The following is a 24583-nucleotide window of genomic DNA, read 5'->3' on the forward strand; positions in this document are numbered from 1 at the left end:
TTATAATCCAAATATCACAATCCGCTCTCTCATATCATTTCCCGGAAATAAATCTCTGCAATCTATTTCGTCTTCAAACATAAATTCATCTACGGTCATTAAATAAGAAATATATTCATCTGACGGATAATAAAACAGTAGTTTTATCTCTCTTGGTTTTTCGTAATAGGATTCTAGTATCCTGTGTATCACTTTTTGCAAAATTTCAAGTGAAAATGGGTTAAAGAAGTAAATTCTATCTACTTCTCTTGGTACAGAAAAGTATTCGGCATTTTCCGCTTTAAATGCTACTCTTCCTGCTGAAATGGCTTTTTCTTTGTTTTCTATTGCTTTATTGTAGATTCTCTCATCATATTCCACGCCGATGGACCTGCATCTGGTCTGATAGGCAAGGAAAAAGTCTACACGGCCTTTTCCACACCCGTAATCAAGAAGTGTATTGCCTTTTCTTATGATTCCTGTGTTTGCCAGCCTTTCTAATACAGAATATGGCGTTGGTTCATAGGGATAATAATATTGTCCTGCATTGGAATCATCGCGTCCCATTGTATGGATTTTCAGTAGTTTATCCCATTTATTTTCATATATATCTTCTTTCATTTTTTATTTGCCCCTTTTTTTATTTTTCTCTTATATTCTCCTATTTTCTTTCATTTTCTTTCTCAGAATATTTCCTGTGATTCTCAATTAGTCTACCATAATCCCACTTCTAATCCAATCTTCCAAAATAGAAATTCATATTTTTTAAATAGAATATCAAATGTCATTCTTTTTTCTAAAATGCTAAACTCCAATCAAGTTAAGAAACACGCAAATAAAAAAAGAGGAGAGGAAAAATGGAAAACAACAGTAACAGTGGTGTTATATACCAGGGAAAAATACCAAATCGTGTGAAGTACTGCTTTGCCTTTGGTGCATTAGGAAAAGACTTAATCTATGGAATGATTGCAACTTTTTCTATGATTTATTTTACAGATATTATTAAAGTTGCTCCCGCATTTATCGGAAGTATGTTCTTCGTTGCAAAGTTGTGGGATGCTTTTAACGATTTATTTATGGGTATGATTGTTGATAATACGAGAAGCCGGTGGGGTAAATTCGTTCCGTGGCTTGTTATCGGTACATTGATTAACGCTTTTGTATTCATTACCGTATTTACAGACTTTCATTTATCAGGTGTAAGTCTTTGTGTATTTGCATCTGTCGTTTATGTTTTATGGGGAATGACTTATACGATTATGGATATTCCGTATTGGTCTATTATTCCTAACTTAACTTCCGACCCGGAAGAACGTGAAAAAGTATCTGTTTTACCAAGAATTTTTGCCAGCATCGGTCAGTCTCTTATCATCGCCGGCTTCGGTGTTCAGATTATCAAAGGACTTGGCGGCAACTATACTGGTTACCACAGATTTGCATTAATTATCGCAGCAACCTTTATTTTTACAATGGCTGTCTGCGTTATCAACCTGCCAAAGAAACAGCAGGCTACCGGAACTGCAGAGAAAATGAAATTCAGAGATATTTTCACTGTAATCAAAAAGAATGACCAGTTAAGATGGGCTGTCCTCTTAATTTTATTATACAATATTGGAATTCAGGCTATCATGGGTGTTGCTACATATTATTTCAGCTATGTTTGCAATAATGCCGGAATGTTATCTGCTTTCATGATCAGTGCATCTGTTGCAGAGGTAGTTGGATTATTAATCTTCCCTAAAGTCACAAAATTATTATCCAGAAAAAAGGCATTCTTAATGGCTTGTACGCTTCCACCAATCGGCCTTATCTTACTGCTCATTGTAGGATTTGTATGTCCTTCTAATATTCCTTTAACTGCAATTGCGGGAATTATCGTTAAAACTGGTACAGGTCTTGAACTTGGATGTGCTACCGTTTTCCTTGCAGACGTTGTTGATTATGGCGAATATGTATTAGGTGTCAGAAATGAAGGTGTCGTATTCTCCCTTCAGACATTAATCGTAAAACTGACCGCAGCTTTTACAGCTTTAGCAATCGGATTCGTATTAGAATTAACTGGATACGTTCCAAATGCAGTACAGTCTTTAGCAACACAGAACTCCATCCGTGTGCTGATGTGCATTGTACCAGCTCTCGGCATCATTCTTGCTTACGTTGTATTTAAGACTAAATATAAGCTTAATGATGAGTTTATGAAAAAAGTAGTTGCTAAGATTAGTGGTAAAGCTGAAGAATAATCGCAGAATATTACACAAGGTATAAGACTAGAGCGTGTTTGAAAAATAAAAGTTATACAAAACACAAGAGTTATTACTGCTTGTTGATACTGAAAATATCAAAAATAAATATTATTTATATCATAATTGACATATTTTAAAGACATATATGCAGTATATAATAATTGATTTTGGCAATATAAATAACTTTAAATATTTTTCAAACACGCTCTAGAGCGTGTTTGAAAAAGGCTTTCTGCAATATAACAACAGGATACTGTGCAAAGTATATAACACTAACTATTCCGATTCATTAAATTTACAAACTTACATTTCAAATAAATTCTATGTTTCGGAACAGTTATAAAACATTATAGGGCAAATAAGTAAGGGCAAGTTGATTGATATAAAATGTAATCGACTTGCTCTTATTTATGGTACAATCTAAACGGCTGCAAAATAATAAAATAAGTAGCAAAATCCATACCAAAAGAACTATGTCAAAAATAAATAACACAATAAATAGAAAAACAACTATAAAAAATAAATTTCAAAACACACAACAACGTAACTATAAAAAAACAAACTTAAAATCAAATACCATATAAATAACCACAAATAAACTACAGAAAAAATGAGGAAAAAATCTTGATAAACTTTACTATTATTTTAGCTGATGATGAACAGCAAATATTATATGGAATGAAAAACGGCATCGACTGGGAGAGCCTTGGTTTCTCCGTTGTTGGTACGGCACAAAACGGGAAAGAGGCCTTAGAACTCATTGAAGAATATCACCCAGACCTTTTAATCAGTGATATTAAAATGCCATTTATGGACGGTTTAGAGCTTTCTAAAACCATTCATGAGAACTACATAAACACGAAAATTATTCTTTTTTCCGGTTGGGATGATTTTGAATATGCCAGAACCGCTATCAGCTATGGAGTTTCACAATACATCATGAAACCAATCGACTACAACGAAATGCAGAAACTTCTCACTACAATGCATGAGGAACTCGAAAAAGAATATGCCGAGAAAATGAACCGCACCCGCTTGGAGAACATTTATACAGAAAGTATTCCTCTTCTTCGGCAGCAGTTTTTTACACAGCTTTTAACAGAAACTCTTACCGAAGATTATTGTACTCTTCAAATGAAAAATTTAAAACTGAATCTTGATTATGAAGTTTTTCACATCATTACTGTAAAGATTCGTGAAAATGATTTAAATGATGTTCTTTCCGAACTTTCCATCAAGGAAACGATTAAAGAATCTCTCGAAAAAATAACGGACCTCTACCATTTCGGTATGATTGACAGAGAAGTATTTTTGCTATGTGGCAATAAAAAGCACGATATTGAACGGATTACCCGTACTATACAGGAGGCCTCCGTCATTATCGAACGTATTTTTCACACGAAAATATCCTGCGGCATCAGTTCCAGCGGTACCAGTTTAAGGGCACTTCCTGTCCTCTATCAGCAGGCTCTAGAAGCACTTGATTATAATGTAGTCATTCAAGATGAGAGCTATACTTACTATAATGACATCCTTCCGCTCCAAAAGGATGCACCGCTTCAAAAAGACGATGACTGGAATTCCGAAGTAGATTCCATTGAGAAGATCATAACTCACTGTTCTGAAGAAGAACTGAAAACTGCTGTTTTAAATATGCTTGAACATCTACATGAAGCCCATTACAACTTAAATGAATACCAGATCGTCATATTAGAGATTTCCTTCTCCCTCGCCCGCCTTTATAAAAAATATCAGATTACCTCTGATAAAGAATTTGCCGGTTCCAAAAAAATGGCGGTAAAAATTCTCTCTTTAAACACTGGCGAAGAGCTCGACAACTGGCTTATTAATTATTTTCAGCTCATGCGTACATTGATTCAGAAAAAGCAGGTAGATAATAACGTTATTTTAGCAGAAAATGCAAAGAAATTAGTGGAGGAACATTTCCGTGAACCTGACCTTTCCGTAGAGTCCATTTGCAAGGAACTTCATGTGAGTTCTTCCTACTTTTCAAAGATTTTTAAGCAGGAAACGGAAACTACTTTTTTAAATTACCTCATCAGCCGCCGCATGGAAGAAGCGAAAATGTTACTGAAAATGACCGACTACAAAAGCCATGTCATCGGAACAATGGTCGGATACCCCGAACCAAATTACTTTAGCTATGTATTTAAAAAGCACTGTGGTATCTCTCCGGTAAAATACCGAAAACTTGGAGGGGAAAATAACTAAAAGGACCTTCTCCCGGCATCCAGAGTATGTTTAAAAAATGCTTTTTGCAAGATGTACGTCACAATTTACGGGAAATTTCCTTCCCTGACAAACGAAAGGATTTATTTATGAACAATAAAAAATTAAGCATTCGTGTTCTTTTTCCTTTAATAATGTCCATCTCGATTGTCTTCTGTATTTTAAGCTGCATGATACTGTTTTCTCATTATATTTCTACCTATCTTGTCCGTAAAACGATAGAAGAAACCAGCAGGCAGAAAAATGTACTTGCACAAAATATTGAAAATGAAATAGATTCAATCAATTCTATTATGAATAACATTTACTACAACACAATCAAAAAATATGATATTCAGGACAAGAACTTTAAAACTATTTTGGCAAATGAAATCACCAGCAATTCAGAAACAATCTATGGACTCGCTTTATATGATACAGATGGCAAAAACTTATGGCACTCTAACAATTTAACCAGTACTTCCATGCAAAATGAAAGCTGGTTTACTCAGGCAAAAGATAATATCGAAACTATTTGTTACGGCTCAAAAAAACTTGTTTATCCCGACAACGTAAAACAGGTATTTCAGATAAGCCGCTATGTAGAGTACATTAATCACGGCAAAATGAAATCCGGTGTTCTTTTAATGCAGTACTATACCGATTCCATCGATGCAATTTTAGAGCATTATAAGAATACGCAAAACTCTTACTGCTACCTGCTTGATAATACATCGAACTTTCTTTATCATCCGTTTATAAAAGAAATTTCTTCTGGTTTATATAAAGAAAACACTACTAAAATTGCTCTAAACAGCACCAATTACAGCATCAAAAAGCTACATGGTACAAAGTGGCTGATCGAACGTCAGCAGATTGGTTATACCGGCTGGAATATCGTCCTTGTCAGTTCCCTGTTTAATATTCACACAGAAAATATGGGTATTTATTATGTAATCTGGCTGCTTCTGCTTATCGTTGGAATTATTCTTGTTTTCACTGACATTTTGCTGTTCCATGACTTCACAAATCCTGTCTACCAATTACTCGATACCATGCAGGAATTCGGAAAGGGCAATTATGAAGTAAAAGCCGCAGAAAATGGAATTGGTGAACTGAAAACATTAAGTGCACATTTTAATATTATGGCAGAAAAATTACAAAACCAAATGGGCGAAATCCGTAGAAATGAACGGGAAAAACGAAAAATGGAGAAAAAACTTTTGCAGTCTCAGATTAACCCGCATTTTCTCTATAATACGCTGGACTCTATCATCTGGATGATACAGAGTGGCGAATATAAAGGTGCCGAGCAAATGGTATCCTCCCTCGCGAAGTTTTTCCGCATTTCTTTAAGCCAGGGAAAAGACATTATCCCACTGGAAAAAGAGTTGGAACACGCAACAAGTTACCTCGCTATTCAAAATATCCGTTTTAAGGACAAGTTTGAATTTTCCGTACAGGCAGACAAAAAACTTCTTCATTATCTCTGCCCCAAACTTTCTATCCAGCCTCTACTTGAAAATGCTATTTATCACGGTATGGAAGGTGTGTACGATGATGGCGAAATCACTATTTCTGTTTATGAAAAAGATAACCTTATTCACATTGACGTAAGCGATAACGGACTTGGTATGCCAGAAAAAGTTGTGGAATACATCATGCACAACCGGGTTGTTTCCAGCAAACGAGGCTCTGGAATCGGTGTGCGTAATGTCGATGAGCGAATCAAACTTATTTACGGTGAACAGTATGGTGTCACTATTGAAAGTGAATTAGATGAAGGAACAACCGCAACGATAATTATTCCGAAACTGGAGGAGACTGCAGAGATAAATTCAGATGAATCCAATAAAACAAAATTATAGAAAATCAGCAACTTGTAATAATCTAACAATACTACACTGAACTAAATCTATAATATATATTACAAAAAACTGCCCAAATAGACAGTAGCCAATAACACTAAATTAAAAGAAGTTATTAAAATCAGGAGGAAACTGATGAAAAATAATAAGAAAAAATATGCTTTAGTAATCATCTTAATACTCTTCATTGCCTTTTTTTCCTCGCAATGTATGATGACACGCACAAACACCGAAAGTAAAAAAACGGTAGCAGTAATCCTTCCCTACACTTATAATAAAGAGAATTCCCGTATATTAGATGCCATCCGAGATTACTCTCACAATAATTCTATTATACTTGACGTGTGGCATGAAAAAAGCCTTTCTTCAAATGAGCTATCTTCCATCATCGCTAATGAAGAACAAAATCATGCAATTGGCATCCTGTTAATTTATCCAGAAAACTATTTAACCCAACAAGAAAAACACTACGATTACAATAATGTACTGGCAATTACCGCCACGATGCAAACTGCCTTTTCTCACTATGCAGCCTTTGAAAACAGCCCTTCTCCAAGCTATCTTCTTCCTGTTTCTGCACAGGTAATAAAGAAAATCCAAGACGGCAAAACAAACTGCATTTACATAAAAAACACATACAAACTTGGCTATGAAAGCATTCAAATGCTGGATACTTACTCACGAAATAAATATATGAAAGATATATCTATTCCATGTCATAAAGTAGATAAGGCAGCTATTGAGAGCGGGGAATTAGATGCACTACTGACAAATTAGAAGAGTAGTTTTAATTCAATCTACACACCCCAATTTACGGTATATTTCGCCTGAATGAATACAAAATATACCATAAATTAGAGCGTGCAGGTTGCAGGAATGATTTTTCAAACACTCTCTAAACATAATAGTTTTCCAAAAATTTAGTCAATATTTATCAACTACAGATAATAAATTATACAGAACACGAAAGGATTTCCGTTATGAAAACAAATCTTTTTAGCTATAATTCCATCCTGTTTACCTTAATCATCATCCTGATAAGCACCATAACCATATGGAAATTACCTCAAACGCAGAATGGATACACCCACATAGGCATCGCTGTTTATGATATGGACGACACTTTCATAAACGACTATGTAACCAAACTCCAAAACAAAATTGACCGTTCTTCTTTTTCTGGCAAAAAAGTTCTTTACGAAATCTTTGATGCAGAAGGAAATGCCAACCGGCAGGAACACCAGCTCCAATATATGTACACCCAAAACTTCGATGCCCTGCTTATTAACCTTGTAACTCCATCTTCTGCCGCCAGCGTCCTAAACGAGACAGCAAACCACGATATCCCTGTTATTTTATTTAACAGAGAAGCGGATAAAAAGGACTTATCCATCTCCAAACAGACATGGTACGTCGGAACAGCGGCAAAAAAAGCAGGAGCCATTCAGGCAGACATGCTCCAGAATGTATGGAATACAGACAAAATAAACCTGGACCGAAACAAAAATAATAAACTGGACTATATTCTAATCGAAGGAGAACAGACACATTTTGATGCTGTAAGAAGGACAAATGGCTTTTTAGAAAACAGCCAGAACCTCCCTCTAAATCAGCTTACTAATCTCTCCGCAGATTGGCAGAGAAACCTTGCCTCCGTGAAATTTTCAAAACTGGATACTAGCATTATCCAATCTGCAGAAGCCATTATCTGCAATAATGATGACATGGCACTTGGAGTTTACGATTACTATAAACAGCATAATCTCAAACTCCCCCTTATTCTCGGAATTAATAACAGTCCAGAGATGAATCAGAAAATACAAGCTGGAGAAATTTATGGAACTGTAGATAATGGCACAAGTGACCAGATATCTTATATCTGCAAATTGCTTAATGATATTCTAAATAAGGATACCGCCAAATATCACAAAATATGGTATAGCAAACCGTTTGCTATTGAAAAGTAATTTTCATTTGCGATAACAGACGCAAAAAGAACTGCCCTGATATCTTATCTGTGAGTGGCTTCAGATGCTTATGGCGTTTACGAGTTGAAGGATTTACACTGGAACTATTATTATATTATAATATGGTTATTAATAATTGAGGAGGAACACCATTGAAAACAATTGAATTATCAATTTCCGATAAAAATAAATCTTTACTTACACACCTTCAGGAAAATGGAGAATTTTTACCTGCCTATTGTGCCGGTAGAGGAACCTGTGGAAAATGTAAGGTACAATTTTTAAATAATATACCAGCCCATACTACACATGACGCTGCCTTTTTTTCAGCAAAAGAACTCTCTGAAGGCTGGCGGCTGGCATGTCAGTCTTATGTAAAAGGGCAGTTTACTATTCAGATAGAAGATTATGAAGAAGACCAGATTCAGGCTGCCTCTGCATTTAATCTGTCGGCAGATAAATCTGTTTCAAATAAGTTTACTGCGGCGGATACTGTCTCTGACTCTTCATCTAAATCTGCCTCCGTTCAACACATCTCAATGCAGCCATCTTCAGAAAAATCTGATTCGAAAATTGCTACTGCTCCATCTTCATCCACTCATAACGAAATTTCCAGTTATGATTCTCTTGCTCTCGCTGTCGATATCGGAACTACAACCATTGCTTCCAATCTCATTGATACAAATCAAAAAAAAGTATTACAGACCATAACCAGTATCAATCATCAGCGAATATTTGGTACCGATGTCCTTTCACGAATTGATATAGCCAATCAGGGAAGACTTTTGGAGCTTCAGAGAACTATATTAAACGATTTAGATTCTATCTGCGAACAATTTCAGCTAGGAAAAGATATCACAAAACTTTCTATTCCTGTCATCATTTCCGGCAACTCTACTATGCAACATTTACTTCAGAAATTATCCTGTGAAAGTCTTGGATCCTTTCCTTTCACCCCTGTTGATATTTCCATGCATTCCTACAAAAACATGACGATTCTTCCGGGGATCAGTACTTATGTAGGTGCCGATATTGTCAGTGGTATTGTAGCCTGCGGAATTGATCAAAAAGAAGAAGTTTCACTTCTCGTAGACCTTGGTACAAACGGGGAAATGGTTATCGGTAATAAAGATCGACTCCTCGTAACTTCAACCGCAGCAGGTCCGGCTTTTGAAGGCGGCAATATCCGCTACGGTATTGCCGGTGTTCCAGGCGCAATTGATACCGTAACTATTTTCGATAATCATCCAGCCATTTCTACTATTTCAAATAAAAAACCAATTGGCATCTGTGGAACAGGAGTCATTGAAACAGTCTATGAACTTGTAAAAGAAAAAATTGTTGATAACACAGGATTGATTGCTGATAAATATTTCGATAATGGATATCCATTGACAGAGAATATTTCATTTACTAACAAGGATATTCGTGAGGTTCAATTAGCAAAGTCGGCTATTCGGGCCGGTATAGAAATCCTCGTAACCTCCTATGGTATTGATTACTCTCAGATTGCACATCTATACCTCGCCGGAGGTTTTGGGCAAAAAATCAATTATACCAAAGCTGTCGGAATCGGTATGCTGCCCAAAGAACTGAACGACCGAATCATATCCGTCGGAAACAGCTCTCTCGCAGGCGCAGGCATGTTAGCGATGAACTCTGAATTATCCCATCGCTTTACACATATTCCAGAAATTTCAGAAGAAATCAGCCTTGCAAATCATAAAGCATTTAATGATTTATACTTGGAATATATGTCTTTTTAAAACTTTCCGCTTATCATTATTATAGAAAAATTCTATTTACAGATTTTTCTTCACAGTATCAGACTTATAATACCGAACTAAATCAAGTAGGTAGCAGACGCAACTCATCTCCCACCTTAGAGGTCGGAGTCTTCTTGCTAGAGCGTGTTTGAAAAATGCTTTCTGCAAGATGTGCGTTACAATTTGTGGGAGATTTCGCCTGAATGAGGGCGGCGTAGCGGGCTACGTCAACTGAATGAAGGCAAAATATACCGCAAATTGGGGCGTGCAGGTTGTAGGAATGGTTTTTCAAACACGCTCTAGAAAAGGATAAAATATTTAAAGGGTGCGAAACAACTCACATGAGTAGCTCACACCCTTTCTTAGAACTATCTTACGACAATCCTTTTTTCATTTTCTTATTACTATCTTTTCTATTTCCAATCTTTCCAAACATCCGGCTCATAGCCGACTGTCGCCTGCTTTCCATTTCTGACAATCGGTATTCTTATAATCTTTTGATTTTCCAGAATTTTTTCTTTTTTATCTTCCTCAGAAAGATATTGAACCAATGCCAGTAAGTTTTTATCCTTACACTTAGGGTCAATCAGCTTTTCATAACCACCTACAGCTTGACATACAGAATGAAACTCCCCCTTACTAAGTCCTTTTTCTTTCATATCTACAAACTGATATTTTATTCCTCTTTCTTTAAAATAGCGCTCTGCCTTTTTGCTGTCAAAACTCTTTTTCGTCCCAAAAATCTGTACGTTCATCTCAATTTCCTCTCTATTCCTTCACAATATTATTATAGTTTTTTCACTATCTTCAAATATATCTGATTACATTTATATTTATTTTTGAATATATTTCTTAATAGTATTTTTCTTATATTCTATACCTCTCTATATTTCTCGAACAATCCCAAATACTCTTTTTCCACCTCAGAAAATGATCTCACCGTATAATCAACCTTCACATGCAGCTTTGGCTGCTTTTCTTCTGATTCTTCATCCAATAAATACTTTAAATCATACCACAATAATGCATTATCAATCTCTTTTATCAACTTCTCCTCATCTATGTTTAACGTGAAACCTAAAAACTTCGTATAAATAACATCTAATAAATGATTCTCATATTCCTTATACTTCTTCATATTCTGCTTTAAAGGTCTTGGTACATCTGACATATAACACTCACTCGCATCATGTAGCAAAGCTGCCAATACAAGTCGATTAGAATATCCCTTTGCCGCTGCTTCCTTCGCACATAAAATACAATGCTCTCCCACAGACCAGAATGAGCTGACATGTCCATTTCCCCGACAGATCATCGGAAGTGCGTGAGCAATATCCTCAATGCAAATTAATTCTGCATCAGGATTTATCGGATCAAAATGTTTTCTCGTATATGTAGTAATATAATTTCCCATAAAATCACGCCTTTCTTATTACTGTTTAATTCATTAGATAAACTACAGACGAAGCCAGTGAACTTCATAAGCCATATTTGTGCTTTTAGTCGCGGCGTGTTGAATGTTCGCTCCACGCGCTCGCATCCAACACTTGCTCCGAGACCACAAATATGGCTTATGAAGTTCGCTGGCTTCTGTGCTGTGGCTGGAGAAGATGAATTAAACAGAGGGGAGGGGATTTGGGGACAGAAGCTGATGTCTTCTGCCCTCTCCCCCAAGTCCCCGCAACCACTATTTGTCTAATGAATTAAATAGTAACCCTATTATCTGTTGAAGATTTTCTAAGTCTTTTAATGTATCCCCTGTTTCCAGAGAATGATTTCCTTCATCTGTCAAAATAAGAGGAAGATTTAACTTTTTACATCCTTCTGTAATATCCTTTGTATCAGCCCATGGGTCTGCCGTTCCATGAAATACAATCCCATTCCCATCTGCAAATAAAAATGTCTGCTGAAGTGGTGTAAATAAAATATTCTTCGCTGAGAGTTGATGCCTTCTGGCAAATGCAGAAGATATGACTGTTCCTATACTCTTTGATACAAATAATATATCTTCATATTCTTCCCAGCAAATATCCTGCAAAATTTTTTCTGCCTGCTCTAATCCACAACGAAAAGCCTCTTCCATCTTTTCTTTATTTTCCTTTATTCCTGATGGAAAATTACCATATTCTACTTTCACAAGTTTGTATCCCCTTGCTACCGCAAGTTTACCTGTATAGTAGAGTAATGGCTTATCACAAGTATAACCAATACCTGGAAACAGTACTGCTATTTTTTTCTTCATAATAATCTCTTTTCCTGTTATTCTGCATTGCTATATTTTCTTTAATAATCCATAATTTAATTTTTATAAATAGAGCAATTCAATGCTAATGATTCTGGATATCAATATGTGATGAAATCTATATTTTCCATAATCTACCCTTTATTTTCCATCCATGCTATCTCTCATCTTCATTATCCAAGCTGCAAATTCAACCCTTCAAATAGTTCTCCTAATCGAACCTTTAATGGCTGTGAATCTTCTTGCTCCTGCCGTTCCCTATAAATGAGCTTATAATTTGGATTCTTTTCTAATTTTTCAATAAGACGTGCTGTATTCCATGCATCATCCAGCCCATCATGCATTCTTCCATCTGGCTCAATATCACATAGCATCAAGGCCTCCTGCAAACCTACTGCCTGCTCAAAGTTATACTTTTTCCCGAATATTTCCTGATAATCTACCCAACGCTCTGGCTTCATCAATTCATCCAGTTTCTCATCATTTAACTTCTTACTTTTAATCTCATGGTCAAGCTGCCAGTAATCACTTTTACTCCATGCAAAAACTTTATATTCCCGCTCTCCAAGCCAGTCTGCCATATGAATAAGTGCATCTTTCAGCTTCGGTGCATTCTTTATCTGCCCTTTCTCAATTCCTGTAAGATTCGTTATAAAGTAATCAAGGATACCAAACTCAGGATGTACATACTGGCATAAAGTTCCTATTTCCTTATATTCTTCATCTAAAAGAACTGCTCCAACCTGAATAATCTCACTCGCATACTTATAATTTTTTCCCCGATAATTCTTTGGGACTTTGCACATTTCTAAATCAATAACCAGATAATTCAAGCACTCACCCCCTCTATATATGTTTTTTATCTGTATTTCTTGTCATCATAAAAAAATACCGCCTTTCTGATATTTATTATATCAGAAAAACGGCTCTAACAATAGCAAAAACCTATAACAGCAGGCTTTGTCCCTGCCGGAGGCTATATCGGATAGGGGGCAAATGTCCGGACGCCAGTTCTGCATAACCAATGATTGCATTCATAGGAGTTCTGATATCATGGGACATATCAAGCAGTAAAGAATGACCATCTTGTGCTTGCCGGAGATCAGCGACAATGTCATGAACGCCGCATGGGGCACCATGCAGTAGCGGGACACCGTTGTTGTGAACCTCACCGAGACACACAAGACCGTACAGAACATCAAGGCACGGGGAGCATTCACCGTCAGCATTGCCGATGCAGCCCACATAGTGGAAGCAGACTATTTCGGCGTAGAGTCCGGCAATAAAGTTACCGATAAATTTGCCCGCAGTGGTCTGACCGCCAGCAAAGCAGAAACAGTAGATCCACTCTCATCAACGAGTTTCCGATCTGCCTGGAGTGCAGGTTCATCGAGTATCAGAACAATGAATACGGATGCGGCGTTATCGGCAAGGTGGTCAATGTCACTGCCGATGAGAGCGTTATGGGGGATGGGAAAATTGATATGTCTAAGGTCAACGCCATCGCATTTGACCCCTACACCCACGGCTATTATAAAGTCACCGAGCGTGTGGGCGAAGCATTCCGAGATGGCTTAAAGCTGAAAAAGTAAGGTATGCAGAAAAGGAGCTTTCGCATAAGCGAAGGCTCCTTCTTAAAATATCACAAATTCTAAGTTGTCAAACAGCGTTCGTTGTTTCGCTTTGTGGCATTTTTACACACTGCTGAATCACACCTGTAACATACGTAATGGAATCGGCGTAAACACATGACGGAACATCCTATCATAGCTTTTATCCATCCCCAACACCAGCCACCATCGCAGTGACAATACCGAATGTGTAGGTAAAAACGGTTGCGGGAAGCTTGGCTTTTGTATCCAGCTTGCGAAGAGCGACCACCTTGGTGGTGTCCTTGGGTGCATATTTGTTTGCGAGTTGTTCTGCATAGATTTTATCTGTATTCATGGCTTGTTGCCTCCTTCATTTGATGGTTCTATGATACCAGCAAAGAACGAGCAACGGAACAACACTGATGGCAGTTTGTGTTGAGTTCAAGAATTGTGCAAATTCCGATTTCTATTTTCGTTTCCATAGCATGGTGTATTCTTTTTCACCAGTAGCTTCATCTTGTAAATCACCTTTTTTCAGAAATAGAAAAAGTGATGACCACATTGATCACCACCTTAACCATCTGTATTTTCTAATGTTTACTCACGCAAAACTCCACTTTCACTCAACCTTTTCTTTAGCTCCATGATATTCTCCTCAATCCGCTGTATCACAGCCTTGAAATCATCATCTGATTTCCCCGTTGGATCATCAAGTCCCCAGTTATCATCAAATGCCCTTCCAATAAAAGGACATCCCACATTGCATCCCATGGATATTGCAATATCAACATCTGGGATATCAGTAATCAGCTTACTATGCTGACTATTTGCTTCCATGTCTATTCCATAAGTCTCTTTCATGATACGAACTGTATCCTGATTAATCTGAGGCTTTGTCTCTGTTCCGGCCGAATAGCTTTCAAATATATCTGATGCCAGATATTTTCCCAATGCCTCTGCTATCTGACTACGGCATGAATTATGAACACAGATAAGTGCGACTTTTTTCTTATTCATGAAATGGGCACCTCTCCTTAATACATTGGTTGTTCTTATCAGAATGAATACACTTTATAACAGGCTTTTCCATTTGTATATTGAAATTCTCTGCCACATAGTCAATCGCTGAGATTATGGCCATATAAGAATCTCTTTTACAACATCTTGGTCCACCAATGCTTCCGATTGCGTCAAGTGCCTTGGAAGTCATTTTATTAGCCAGACCCCAAGGTTCATTTTTAAGTGGAGTCGCTCCTGAGATTATTGATATAAACATTCCTGTACTAATTCCAGCACCACAAGCACCCCAGAATCCACATACGCCACCCGGAACAGTTTTTCCTCTATTCATCATTTCAAGTAGTGCTTCCGGCAAATCAATCTCACCACCTGCATTTTTATATGCAGCAAGAAGTGCTGAACCAACCATAACATGATGCTCTGGTCCATGCATATGACAGAATGGCTGTTCCATCATTTTTCTTATAATTTCTATCGGATTCTTAGATGTTTCACTAAGACATATGTCTATAATTACATCCATTCCTTTTGTATGGCATTCATTACATACATAATGGCCCTGCTCACATCTAGTCTTGCTTAATTCCTTTTTATGGCATAACACGCACTCCATCATTTCATCTTTTTCGAGATATATAAGTGGTGCTTTACATATAATACATTCTTCTTTCATTTCCATTTCCTACCTTCCCAAAGCTTCAATAAATGAACTTGCTGTTAAACTTCCCTGTGAATCCGCGTCGATCAGCAACACTTTCTTACCTTCTCTTGCCAGTCCAATGCCTACATTTACGGTTGTTGTGGTCTTTCCAACGCCGCCTTTCTGGTTTACTACGGATATAACTTTACACATGATTTTTTCCATCTTTTCCAGCGATAACTGTTTTTCTTTACTCAGCTGCTTTATCCGTTGAGCCTGTGAGAGTGACGGAATCGCTTGTGCATAAAGGTTATAAATAGTAGGTCTGCTGACTCCTAAGATCTCCTGTAACTCTTGAACTGTATAACATCTTTTCTCTGACATTTCTTTATCCTCTTTTCTTTGAAATATGAAAGAAAAATTATCCCTTCATATAACGAAACGCTCAGAGCATGTTTTACAGTGGTCAAAAGCAAATTTTTTTACTTTTTTTCTTACGAGTTTTTTTAATGCAACTCGTAACATTAGATTTCTGCATTTATCCTGAAATTAAGAAAAGAATCAGGTTGTCTTTACATAATTTCCACTTTCAAGAAATAAAAAAATTTGTGTTTTTGAAAGCGACATCTTGCATATACTATTAGCAGACAGTATTCTAAGTACAACAAAGCGGTTTCGAAAAATGAAAAACTTCAATTTTTGAAAGTGGGTGACTATATGAAAACAATCACGAGAGCAACCAAACATCCCCCTATATAGCTATGAAGGTATCGAAATTCACGATATAGGTTTTAAGAGTCCAATGGTGTCGTAATACTGCAGAGTGCGTATACTCACTCCCGTTAATTTACTTACTTCATTCACCGTCATCATTGTCATTTTCTCCTCTCGATAAGCATACTCTAAACTATTACGTTACGTAGGAGTCAATAGTTTTTCAAAGAAATTTTCAAAATTAAAAAGCTTGATAAACAACGATTTTCTTAATTCAACAAACTTGAATTTGGAACGTGCTTTATAAATTTTTTCCGATCTCCTCAAGTTCGTTCATGGAATCCTTGTTTTTTTCAAGTTCATCTCTGGCTGTTGCGTAATATGATTTTTTGAAAAGCATATCCCATGAAAGATATTTTGCCATACAGTCAAACTGCTTATCAATCAGCTCATACTGGATACTGTCTACGGGAGAACCGCCTACAACAATCGTGCCAACTTTTTTATTTTTTAACTGCAATCCACGGCAGTAGCACTTATCAATGATAAGTTTCAATTGTGCTGACATTCCCCACCAATAAACTGGTGTAGCAAAAAGAATCATATCTGCGGCAGCAATTTTATCAATTGTAGGATTTGTATCATCCTTATCGACGCATCCCTTAGAGCATTGACAGACACCACATCCCTTGCATGGTGCAATGTTGAGTTTGTCAGGTTCAATGATTTCAATTTTATTCTTTTCTGACGCTCCTTTTATGAATGCATTGATTGCTGCCAGCGTATTTCCTTTTCTGGCGCTTCCATTAATGATTACAATTTTCATGCGTGTATCCTCCAAATTCCGATTTCTATTTTTGTTTCCATAGCATAGTGTACTCTTTTTCACCAGTATCTTCATCAAAATCTTCACATTGAATGCTTTTCTCTTTTTTCCATTCTATCACAAGTTCACCATTAATCATCAATTTTTTGATATTTTTTCTTTTACCCCACTGTAAAACAGCCTCTGAGCGTTTCGTTATATAGAGGGATACAAATAAGAGTAAGATTCACCCATGTTTAACAGTAATGCCGTTTAGCATTTCCTTTACTCATTTTTAACTTTTCTGATTAGCGGCTTATCTTACGAAGAAAGCCAGGCACCTACAATCATTAACACAAGTGCGACAAAGTAAGTAACATCAGGTATTTCTCTAAAGATAATCAACGAAAGAATTGCCGCTATAAATGGAGCAACGGCATAATATGCACTTGTTCGTGCTGCACCAAGTAATCTTTGTGCATATACATAAAAGTAAATACTCAATCCGTATGCCACAAATCCTACACAAAGAACAGCAACGATACTCCAAAGTGCCTCTATCCGTTCTCCAATAAACAAGCCGATAATGAGGGAACCGATACCCGAAAATATTCCTTTTAGCAGAACAATCTGCAATGGATCTTTTGACGATATTTTTCGAGTGTAATTATTCTCAAATCCCCAACAAATGGTGGCAAGTAAAACAAATAAAGAACCATATGAGAAACGCAGACTTGATATATCTTCAAAAGACAGTATTCCACAGGATAACGTTACAAAAAATATCCCAAACCACAATCTTGTGCTGATTTTTTCTTTGAATACCATAAGGGCAATTATCGCTGTTGCTACAATTTCAAAGTTATTAAGTAACGACGCATTTGCGGCAGTTGTAGAGTTTAGACCAAACAGTAAACAAATAGGAGCAGCAATATCTAAAACTATCATTGCAATGGTGTATGGTAATTCTGATTTTGTTAATTTCAATTCTTTTGCTTCATATTTCTTTATTTTCCGCATAAGAGCAATAAATATCATTCCTATTCCTGCACCAACATAAAGAAAACCAGCCATTAAAGTAGGCGGCATAAATTCAAGCAATATCTTTGAAAAAGGAGCATTTATGGCATACAGTGCTGCTGCAAGTATCGCAAATGCTATCCCTTTCTTGCTTTTCTGTTCAGTTTCCATTTTCTTGACACCTCCAAAATACTACGATATAATTTGTATGTTATCTAACATCTTGTTCGATTATATCATTAGCATATTTGGGCGAACAATAATTAAATCAAAAGAAATGTACGTTATTGAACATTTCTTCAAATTTGTACGGAGGAAGATAATGGATAGACGACAGCAAAAGACACGAGAAGCAATTTTTCATGCATTCAGCACATTGCTTGAAAAGAAAAGCTACAATCATATCACAGTACAAGAAATACTTGATACCGCAAACATCGGCAGAAGTACCTTTTATGCCCATTTTGAAACGAAAGACGAATTATTAAATGCAGTCTGTAAGGAACTGTTCGGACATATCATCGACAGTGCTATGGATAAAACTCATATACACGGGCTTTACTCAAATGAAGAAATGCCACAATCTGTTTTTTGCCATCTTTTACAGCATTTGAAAGAAAATGATAACAATATTTTAGGATTACTATCTTGTGAAAGTAGCGAAATTTTCCTTCGTTACTTTAAGGATAGCTTAAATGAATTGGTACAAACACAATTTATAAATCACAACCGCAAGCGAAATCAAGACTTACCCCAAGAATTTCTTGTTAATCATATTTCAGGAAGCTTTGTAGAAATGGTTTTATGGTGGTTGAAAGATAAAAAAAAACATACACCAGAAGAATTAGATTACTATTTTCGTGCTGTTATTGAACCGATTTTATAAAAAATTAAGTGTGGAATTTTTGAAACAGCCAGCACCTTGAATGGGCTGGCTCTTTCAATGTCACCTGTAATTGACAAACTGGAATTGTTCAATTTTTTTCAATTCTATCTGACATATGATCTTTCTCAGTTATTTTGCGAATAACCCGGCATGGATTTCCCGCTGCCAGACTATAGGGTGGAATATCTCTTGTTACAACGCTTCCTGCACCAATTACACACCCTTCTCCTATGGTGACACCACCGCAAACAACCACATTAGATGCCAGCCAGCAATTATCTTTTATAGTGATTGGCTTCGCATATTCAAGATTATAAAAACTTCCATCTTCTTTCTTTCGGACATTGCGTTCTTCAGGTAACAATGGATGCATAGGAGTTGCCAATGTAACATTAGGACCAATCATCACATTATCTCCTATATGTATTTCACATACATCTAAACATGTAAAATTAAAATTAGCAGAGCTGAATTTTCCGAAGTAAGTATTACATCCATAATCAAAATAAACAGGCGCCTGCAAATACGGAAGTTCCTCTGTTGCCGGCAATAATTTTCTCAATATTTGTGCTTGTTCTTCTTGATTATCTTCATCTGTCAAATTATATTTCCTTGCTAATTTACGTGCGTTCAGACGTAATTGTTCTAATTCCTTATCCATTGGATTATACAACTTTCCATTTATCATTTTTTCTCTTTCTGTCATTCCTGATAACCTCCAATTCCAAATTATAAATATCTGTTTCCCCATTCTCTCATGGTCTGAAATACTTTATCTAATGCTTTTGCACTTTCCGTCAGTGAATATTCAACATGAGGCGGCACCTCGTTAAACTGCTGTCTTAAAACAAGACCTTGATTTTCTAATGCCTTTAATGTAGATGTCAAAACTGTATTGGAAATATCCAGAACAGCTTTTTTCAATTCTCCGAACCGCATGGATTCATGTTTTGATAATTCGTAAATAATTCTCAGATTCCATTTTCTCTGAAATAAGTTCAATATCTTTTGCACCGGACATTCATCAAGTTGATAGTTAACATCTTTCATTTTCAGTCCTCCAGTAAGAAATTTATTACCAAGTTAGTTATTTCTGCGTACTTGATAAGTTTTTCCTGCCGCAATAATATATAAGATAAAGAATCACTGTCAATACTATTTTAATAATAAAGGAGACTTTAAAATGGAACTTTTAAACACACTTATCAGCAGACACTCTGTTCGTACTTATAACGGCGAACCATTATTGTCTTCAGACCTTGAGAAAATCCTTAAGGCAGCAAAAGCTGCGCCTGTGGGTCTAGGCCTTTACGACCAGATGCACTTAACTGTTGTGAATCCAATGCATTTAAAGATTCTTTTCTTATACGCTGTGATTCTTTGTTGATGAAGACATATGCACGGTTTTCTTCAATTGCCTCAGGAGAAATATCTACACAATCCCAGGTAAGACCAAGCAGCTCACCAAGTCGCAGGGAACATGAGAAAGATAGATTAATTGCAAGCTTTAATCGTTCATCTTCACAGACACTGAGCGCATACACTCTATGATTACTGAAACTTTATTTCTTTTCATCAAGCAAAATAACACCTTGCGCCGGATTTTTATCAATTGCACCAACTATCTCATGTGGAACATATGGCTCTTCAAGATATGCAAAGTCTTCGGCAGTTAATTTAATGTCAAATGCTCCGACTGAATCATCCAGATACTGCGTTTTGGTTGCCCCAATAATAGGCGATAGAATTCCCTTTGCCCACTGCCATGCAATGGCTATCTGGGACATTTTGCAGTTATACTTTTCGGCAAGCTCCGCTACACGTTTAACTATCTGCATGTCTTCCGCTTCAGTCTTATCATATTTTCCCATGGCAACCCTATCCGTGGTTCCACGAAGAGACTCTGATCTCCACTGTGGTCTTGCCAGATGTCCGGCTGCAAGAGGGCTATACGGCATTAACGAAACTTTCATTTGCTTACAAATTGGTAGCAATTCTCTCTCATCCTCTCTGTAAAGCAAATTATAATGATTCTCCATCGCAGAAAATGGTGTCCATCCATTGTCTCTTGCGGCTAACTGCATATTATAAAACTGATATCCATACATGGCAGATGCACCAAGTGCCCTGACCTTTCCTGCTTTTACCAGATCGTGCAGTGCTTCCATAGTTTCTTCAATTGGTGTATCATAGTCAAATCTATGGATGATATATAAATCAAGATAGTCGGTTCCAAGACGTGACAGAGTTCCATCTATTTCCCTCATGATTGCCTGTTTTGATAAACGACCTTCATTAAAATATACCTTGGATGCAATCACAACCTGATTTCTCGCTACATTTTTCTTCAATGCTTTACCTAAATATTCCTCACTTGTTCCTGCTGAATATCCATTTGCTGTATCAAAAAAGTTATATCCCAAATCAAGTGCATGCTTGATAACATTCTCACTTTCAGCTTCATCCAACGTCCAGTCATGCATGGTTCCAGCTTTCCCAAAACTCATGCAGCCCACACATAATTTTGACACTTCTATATCTGTATTTCCGAGTTTACCGTATTCCATAGTGCTCTCCTTATCTTAATCCAGCGTACTCTTTCTCCGATACCGCCTCACACCACTCATTGGAACAATCCACTCCCGGCACCTCAATTGCCAGATGGGAAAACCATTCATCCGGAGCGGCCCCATGCCAGTGCTTTACATCTACCGGAATGTTAATACAGTCACCCGGTTTCATTTCTACCGCATCCCTGCCTTCTTCCTGATAAAACCCTCGGCCGGCTACACATACTAAGATCTGCCCGCCACCGCTTTTTGCATGATGAATATGCCAATTATTCCTGCATCCGGGTTCAAATGTCACGTTGAAAATGCCAACCTGAGAAGTGGAAATCGGTGCAAGAAAACTTCTGCCAGAAAAATACTGTGCAAAGCCATCATTTGGTGCACCAATTGGAAATACCATCTCTTTTGCATGCACCCGCATTGCTTCCTCTTCGTATGGTAAATCTCCTTCACCTGCCTCCCACACTTCCTTTGCAAGATTGAAAACAGCCCATGCTTTTGGCCATCCTGCATAAAATGCGACATGTGTGATTACTGCGGCAATCTCTTTTTGTGTTACACCATGATTTTTTGCATTTTGAAGATGATATTTTAAAGAAGAATCTGTAATTCCGGAAGCCATCAGAGCAACCACTGTGATGATACTTCTTGTTTTTACGTCGATGTCCTGGTTATTCCAGTTTTCGCCGAAAAGTACATCATCGTTAAAATGTGCAAATTCCGGTGCGAATTCACCAAGTGTATTTCTTCCTGCTGTCTGTACTATTTTTCCCATTTTCTGTATACCTCCATAGCACTGTTATTTATAAAGATTTTACCCACTCACTGATTTCCTGTTTTGTTCCACGGTTTAACAGGCTGCCTTCTGTGATAACCGCATCCGGTGCAGATGGCTGTAATTCCTTTACAGTATTACCGAATCCACTTCCACCGGATGTTGCAAAGAGCACAATCTTTTTGCCACTGAAATCATAGGCTTCCAAAAATGTATTGACAATTGTCGGAGCTACATACCACCAGATTGGGAATCCCAGAAGGATCTCGTCATAAGAACTCATATCCATCTTTTTCTTCATAATCTCCGGTCTGTATTTCTTATCACTCATTTCCACACTGCTGCGGGATTTTTTATTCATCCAGTCAAGATCAGTCTTTGTATATGGAACTTTTGGCTCAATCTCAAATAAATCCGCTTTTGCTTCCTCTGCAATCATTTCTGCTACTTTTTTTGTTGTCCCGCTTGCACTGAAAAATGCGACTAAATTTTTACTCATAATAAAAATCCCCTTTCTTTGCGAATTTTTCGTATAAAAATAGATGTATAAGATTTGAATTTCTCTTATACATCTATTTTATACCTGATATTTTTATTATGTCTAATGCTTATATTGAATTCCATTCTATGCCTGAAAAGCATTTATTTCTTCTATCATTTTACTGACCGCCAGAGAATATGGAATGTTTCGTCTCCAGGCAATCACAGTACTTGTTGTGATTTCAGGAGAAATTCTTCGCTGTACAAGAATATCCTCCCGCCAATACTTTGCAGCACCTTCGATGGATACCGGATAGCCCAGTCCATTTGCTGCCATAACTCCGGCATTCGTTCCAAGATTACTTGTAAAAGCAATCTGCAGTTTCGAAAAGTCTTTTCCAAACCAATTGGCAAGTTCACTTTGAACATTTACTCTTTCCGGCAGGATCAATGGTTTTCCAATAAGATCTTCTTTTCTTATAAACTCTTTTTCTGCCAGCGGATCATCCGGCCGCATTCCAACACACCAGTGATCGCAATCTGTGATCCGGATATAATCCAGCCCTTCGGTGTCCACCGGCTCCATGAATAATGCAATATCTACAAGTCCTTTGTTCATCATCTCATACACTGCATCTGCTGTTGCAGTATGCAATACAATCTGAACCAGCGGGTATTTTTCTTTATATGTTTTACATATCTCCGCCAATGTCTCCACCGCTGCAAATTCACCGCATCCAATGGTTATATTCCCCTCTACAACATCTTCTTTTCCTTTCAGTTCCTCAAGTGTTTTTTCCTCAAGATTAAGGATCTCCAGGGCACGCCTTTTTAATAAAATCCCCTCTTCAGTAAGCGAAATTTTCTTCCCGCTTCGAATAAATAATGTTACTCCAAGCTCCTCTTCAAATGCCGCCATTTGTCTGGATAGCGTTGGCTGGGTAATATGCAATTGTTCTGCTGCTTTTGTAAAGCTCTGTTCTTTTGCCACCGTCAGAAAATAGCGCAATAGTCTTAATTCCATATTTTTTATTCCCTCCAACTCCCGATTTCTATTTTTGTTTCCATAGCATAGTGTACTCTTTTTCACCAGTAGCTTCATCCAAACCTTCACATTGAATAATGAACCCTTCTCTTTGGTAAAAAGAAATTGCTCTGACATTCTTCTGGTATACATTTAATTGTAATCTTTCTTTTTTATCCTTAATATAATCCAATAAAAGTTTACCTATGCCACATGACTGCATTCCATCAGAGACAAAAATACCTTCGATATATTCATCATTTAGTCCTACAAATCCTTGTATCATTTTATCTGCTTCAAATACATAGACTTCGGATTGTGACATCATTTCTTTCACTAATTCATAATTACTTTTCCAGTATTGATTGGAAATAAAATAATGTGCTTTCAGATTTGTCTTTAACCATATGTCAGCGACTCTATCGATATCTCCGTTCAGCAATTTTCTAATCATAACAAATATTCTCCACAACTACATCCTTTATGCTTTTCTCTTTTTTCCATTCTATCACAAGCTCACCATTAATCATCATTTTTTTGATATTTTTTCTTTTCCCCCACTGTAAAACAGCCTCTGAGCGTTTCGTTATATAGAGGGGTACACATACAGAGCAAGATCCACCCAGGTATTACCGTATCGCCATTTTATGGCTACGGCATACCTCCGGGTAAGTCTCTTGATGGGGATTCCGATTCCCCATACCCTCGTACAGACATCAAAGACATCTGTTGGCTCTCTATCAAAGATAGTCGCAGCACTTTA

Annotated in this window: 26 protein-coding genes and 5 pseudogenes; 10 read left to right on the forward strand and 21 right to left on the reverse strand. The window is 37.1% G+C overall.

What is annotated here, in order from left to right; genetic code table 11:
• A complete protein-coding gene (locus EUBHAL_RS11340; protein ID WP_005349730.1) occupies positions 1 to 600 on the reverse strand; it encodes an SAM-dependent methyltransferase in 600 nt (199 codons plus the stop codon).
• Positions 601 to 836: 236 nt separating this feature from the next.
• Here EUBHAL_RS11340 and melB point away from each other — a divergent pair, with 236 nt between their 5' ends.
• The 6 genes from melB (at position 837) to EUBHAL_RS11370 (ending at position 10052) form a co-directional block, all read left to right on the forward strand.
• Positions 837 to 2219, forward strand: a complete 1383-nt coding sequence (gene melB, locus EUBHAL_RS11345; protein WP_005349739.1) for a melibiose:sodium transporter MelB — start codon at positions 837 to 839, stop codon at positions 2217 to 2219.
• A 627-nt stretch (positions 2220 to 2846) separates the two neighbouring features.
• Complete coding sequence (locus EUBHAL_RS11350; protein ID WP_005349742.1) at positions 2847 to 4454, forward strand: response regulator; 1608 nt, start codon at positions 2847 to 2849, stop codon at positions 4452 to 4454.
• Between the two features lie 107 nt (positions 4455 to 4561).
• Entirely contained in the window at positions 4562 to 6319 is a 1758-nt protein-coding gene (locus EUBHAL_RS11355) for a sensor histidine kinase (protein ID WP_022169738.1), read from the forward strand.
• 135 nt (positions 6320 to 6454) lie between these two features.
• The gene (locus EUBHAL_RS11360) at positions 6455 to 7096 is read left to right on the forward strand and encodes a hypothetical protein (protein WP_005349749.1); all 642 of its coding nucleotides are present in this window, start codon (positions 6455 to 6457) and stop codon (positions 7094 to 7096) included.
• A gap of 203 nt (positions 7097 to 7299) precedes the next feature.
• Positions 7300 to 8286, forward strand: coding sequence for a substrate-binding domain-containing protein (locus EUBHAL_RS11365; protein ID WP_005349752.1), 987 nt, complete (start codon positions 7300 to 7302; stop codon positions 8284 to 8286).
• 152 nt (positions 8287 to 8438) lie between these two features.
• On the forward strand, positions 8439 to 10052 hold the full coding sequence (locus tag EUBHAL_RS11370; RefSeq protein ID WP_005349754.1) for an ASKHA domain-containing protein: 1614 nt from the start codon (positions 8439 to 8441) through the stop codon (positions 10050 to 10052).
• Between the two features lie 82 nt (positions 10053 to 10134).
• On the opposite strand, the pseudogene EUBHAL_RS16965 reads toward EUBHAL_RS11370, so the two are convergent.
• A pseudogene (locus EUBHAL_RS16965) lies at positions 10135 to 10284 on the reverse strand (DUF6783 domain-containing protein); the annotation flags it as partial.
• Here EUBHAL_RS16965 and EUBHAL_RS16970 point away from each other — a divergent pair.
• Positions 10222 to 10365: pseudogene (locus EUBHAL_RS16970) on the forward strand (DUF6783 domain-containing protein). The pseudogenes EUBHAL_RS16965 and EUBHAL_RS16970 overlap by 63 nt on opposite strands.
• Before the next feature lie 100 nt (positions 10366 to 10465).
• On the opposite strand, the gene EUBHAL_RS11375 reads toward EUBHAL_RS16970, so the two are convergent.
• The 5 genes and pseudogenes from EUBHAL_RS11375 to EUBHAL_RS17315 form a co-directional block, all read right to left on the reverse strand.
• Positions 10466 to 10807, reverse strand: a complete 342-nt coding sequence (locus EUBHAL_RS11375; protein ID WP_005349759.1) for an arsenate reductase family protein — start codon at positions 10805 to 10807, stop codon at positions 10466 to 10468.
• Positions 10808 to 10926: 119 nt separating this feature from the next.
• The gene (locus EUBHAL_RS11380; protein WP_005349762.1) at positions 10927 to 11466 is read right to left on the reverse strand and encodes a hypothetical protein; all 540 of its coding nucleotides are present in this window, start codon (positions 11464 to 11466) and stop codon (positions 10927 to 10929) included.
• A gap of 273 nt (positions 11467 to 11739) precedes the next feature.
• Positions 11740 to 12294: an alpha/beta hydrolase gene (locus EUBHAL_RS11385; RefSeq protein ID WP_005349766.1), complete on the reverse strand. Its 555-nt coding sequence runs from the start codon at positions 12292 to 12294 to the stop codon at positions 11740 to 11742.
• 173 nt (positions 12295 to 12467) lie between these two features.
• A complete protein-coding gene (locus tag EUBHAL_RS11390; protein ID WP_022169742.1) occupies positions 12468 to 13127 on the reverse strand; it encodes a 3'-5' exonuclease in 660 nt (219 codons plus the stop codon).
• A 160-nt stretch (positions 13128 to 13287) separates the two neighbouring features.
• Positions 13288 to 13371, reverse strand: a pseudogene (locus tag EUBHAL_RS17315) (histidine kinase dimerization/phospho-acceptor domain-containing protein); the annotation flags it as partial.
• A 386-nt stretch (positions 13372 to 13757) separates the two neighbouring features.
• On the opposite strand from EUBHAL_RS17315, the gene EUBHAL_RS17400 reads away from it, so the two are divergent.
• A complete protein-coding gene (locus EUBHAL_RS17400; RefSeq protein ID WP_330360916.1) occupies positions 13758 to 13886 on the forward strand; it encodes a hypothetical protein in 129 nt (42 codons plus the stop codon).
• 181 nt (positions 13887 to 14067) lie between these two features.
• Here EUBHAL_RS17400 and EUBHAL_RS15945 read toward each other — a convergent pair whose 3' ends face one another.
• The 7 genes and pseudogenes from EUBHAL_RS15945 to EUBHAL_RS11420 form a co-directional block, all read right to left on the reverse strand.
• Positions 14068 to 14241: a hypothetical protein gene (locus EUBHAL_RS15945; RefSeq protein WP_005349779.1), complete on the reverse strand. Its 174-nt coding sequence runs from the start codon at positions 14239 to 14241 to the stop codon at positions 14068 to 14070.
• Between the two features lie 242 nt (positions 14242 to 14483).
• On the reverse strand, positions 14484 to 14903 hold the full coding sequence (locus EUBHAL_RS11400; protein ID WP_005349781.1) for an arsenate reductase/protein-tyrosine-phosphatase family protein: 420 nt from the start codon (positions 14901 to 14903) through the stop codon (positions 14484 to 14486).
• On the reverse strand, positions 14896 to 15585 hold the full coding sequence (locus EUBHAL_RS11405) for a DUF5714 domain-containing protein (RefSeq protein WP_005349783.1): 690 nt from the start codon (positions 15583 to 15585) through the stop codon (positions 14896 to 14898). Before EUBHAL_RS11405 ends, EUBHAL_RS11400 begins: the two co-directional genes overlap by 8 nt.
• A gap of 30 nt (positions 15586 to 15615) precedes the next feature.
• A pseudogene (locus EUBHAL_RS14945) lies at positions 15616 to 15759 on the reverse strand (ParA family protein); the annotation flags it as partial.
• 573 nt (positions 15760 to 16332) lie between these two features.
• Positions 16333 to 16419 (reverse strand): annotated as a pseudogene (locus EUBHAL_RS15460) (MerR family DNA-binding transcriptional regulator); the annotation flags it as partial.
• Positions 16420 to 16561: 142 nt separating this feature from the next.
• The gene (locus tag EUBHAL_RS11415) at positions 16562 to 17086 is read right to left on the reverse strand and encodes a flavodoxin family protein (RefSeq protein ID WP_005349786.1); all 525 of its coding nucleotides are present in this window, start codon (positions 17084 to 17086) and stop codon (positions 16562 to 16564) included.
• Positions 17087 to 17386: 300 nt separating this feature from the next.
• A complete protein-coding gene (locus tag EUBHAL_RS11420; protein ID WP_005349788.1) occupies positions 17387 to 18256 on the reverse strand; it encodes a DMT family transporter in 870 nt (289 codons plus the stop codon).
• 151 nt (positions 18257 to 18407) lie between these two features.
• Here EUBHAL_RS11420 and EUBHAL_RS11425 point away from each other — a divergent pair, with 151 nt between their 5' ends.
• A complete protein-coding gene (locus tag EUBHAL_RS11425; protein WP_044923210.1) occupies positions 18408 to 18971 on the forward strand; it encodes a TetR/AcrR family transcriptional regulator in 564 nt (187 codons plus the stop codon).
• A gap of 88 nt (positions 18972 to 19059) precedes the next feature.
• Here the strand turns inward: EUBHAL_RS11425 and EUBHAL_RS11430 are convergent, their stop codons facing one another.
• Together EUBHAL_RS11430 and EUBHAL_RS11435 are read right to left on the reverse strand one after the other, a co-directional pair.
• A complete protein-coding gene (locus EUBHAL_RS11430) occupies positions 19060 to 19677 on the reverse strand; it encodes a sugar O-acetyltransferase (protein ID WP_044923213.1) in 618 nt (205 codons plus the stop codon).
• A gap of 23 nt (positions 19678 to 19700) precedes the next feature.
• Complete coding sequence (locus EUBHAL_RS11435) at positions 19701 to 20021, reverse strand: winged helix-turn-helix transcriptional regulator (protein WP_005349799.1); 321 nt, start codon at positions 20019 to 20021, stop codon at positions 19701 to 19703.
• Between the two features lie 133 nt (positions 20022 to 20154).
• Here EUBHAL_RS11435 and EUBHAL_RS15750 point away from each other — a divergent pair, with 133 nt between their 5' ends.
• Positions 20155 to 20358 carry a nitroreductase family protein gene (locus EUBHAL_RS15750; RefSeq protein ID WP_049940659.1) on the forward strand — a complete coding sequence of 68 codons (204 nt, stop codon included), beginning with the start codon at positions 20155 to 20157 and terminating at the stop codon, positions 20356 to 20358.
• A 175-nt stretch (positions 20359 to 20533) separates the two neighbouring features.
• On the opposite strand, the gene EUBHAL_RS11445 is transcribed toward EUBHAL_RS15750, so the two are convergent.
• The 5 genes from EUBHAL_RS11445 to EUBHAL_RS11465 all read right to left on the reverse strand — a co-directional run bounded on the left by EUBHAL_RS11445 (position 20534) and on the right by EUBHAL_RS11465 (position 24274).
• Positions 20534 to 21538, reverse strand: coding sequence for an aldo/keto reductase (locus tag EUBHAL_RS11445; protein ID WP_005349803.1), 1005 nt, complete (start codon positions 21536 to 21538; stop codon positions 20534 to 20536).
• A gap of 10 nt (positions 21539 to 21548) precedes the next feature.
• Complete coding sequence (locus tag EUBHAL_RS11450; RefSeq protein ID WP_005349805.1) at positions 21549 to 22316, reverse strand: carboxymuconolactone decarboxylase family protein; 768 nt, start codon at positions 22314 to 22316, stop codon at positions 21549 to 21551.
• 28 nt (positions 22317 to 22344) lie between these two features.
• Positions 22345 to 22815 (reverse strand): flavodoxin, encoded by a 471-nt coding sequence (locus EUBHAL_RS11455; RefSeq protein ID WP_005349814.1) that lies wholly within the window; start codon positions 22813 to 22815, stop codon positions 22345 to 22347.
• 126 nt (positions 22816 to 22941) lie between these two features.
• Positions 22942 to 23820: a LysR family transcriptional regulator gene (locus EUBHAL_RS11460; RefSeq protein WP_021650153.1), complete on the reverse strand. Its 879-nt coding sequence runs from the start codon at positions 23818 to 23820 to the stop codon at positions 22942 to 22944.
• Positions 23821 to 23848: 28 nt separating this feature from the next.
• The gene (locus EUBHAL_RS11465) at positions 23849 to 24274 is read right to left on the reverse strand and encodes a GNAT family N-acetyltransferase (protein ID WP_005349817.1); all 426 of its coding nucleotides are present in this window, start codon (positions 24272 to 24274) and stop codon (positions 23849 to 23851) included.
• Positions 24275 to 24583: the final 309 nt, after the last annotated feature.

This window comes from Anaerobutyricum hallii DSM 3353 (genome assembly GCF_000173975.1).
In the GTDB taxonomy this organism is placed as follows: Bacteria; Bacillota; Clostridia; order Lachnospirales; family Lachnospiraceae; genus Anaerobutyricum; species Anaerobutyricum hallii.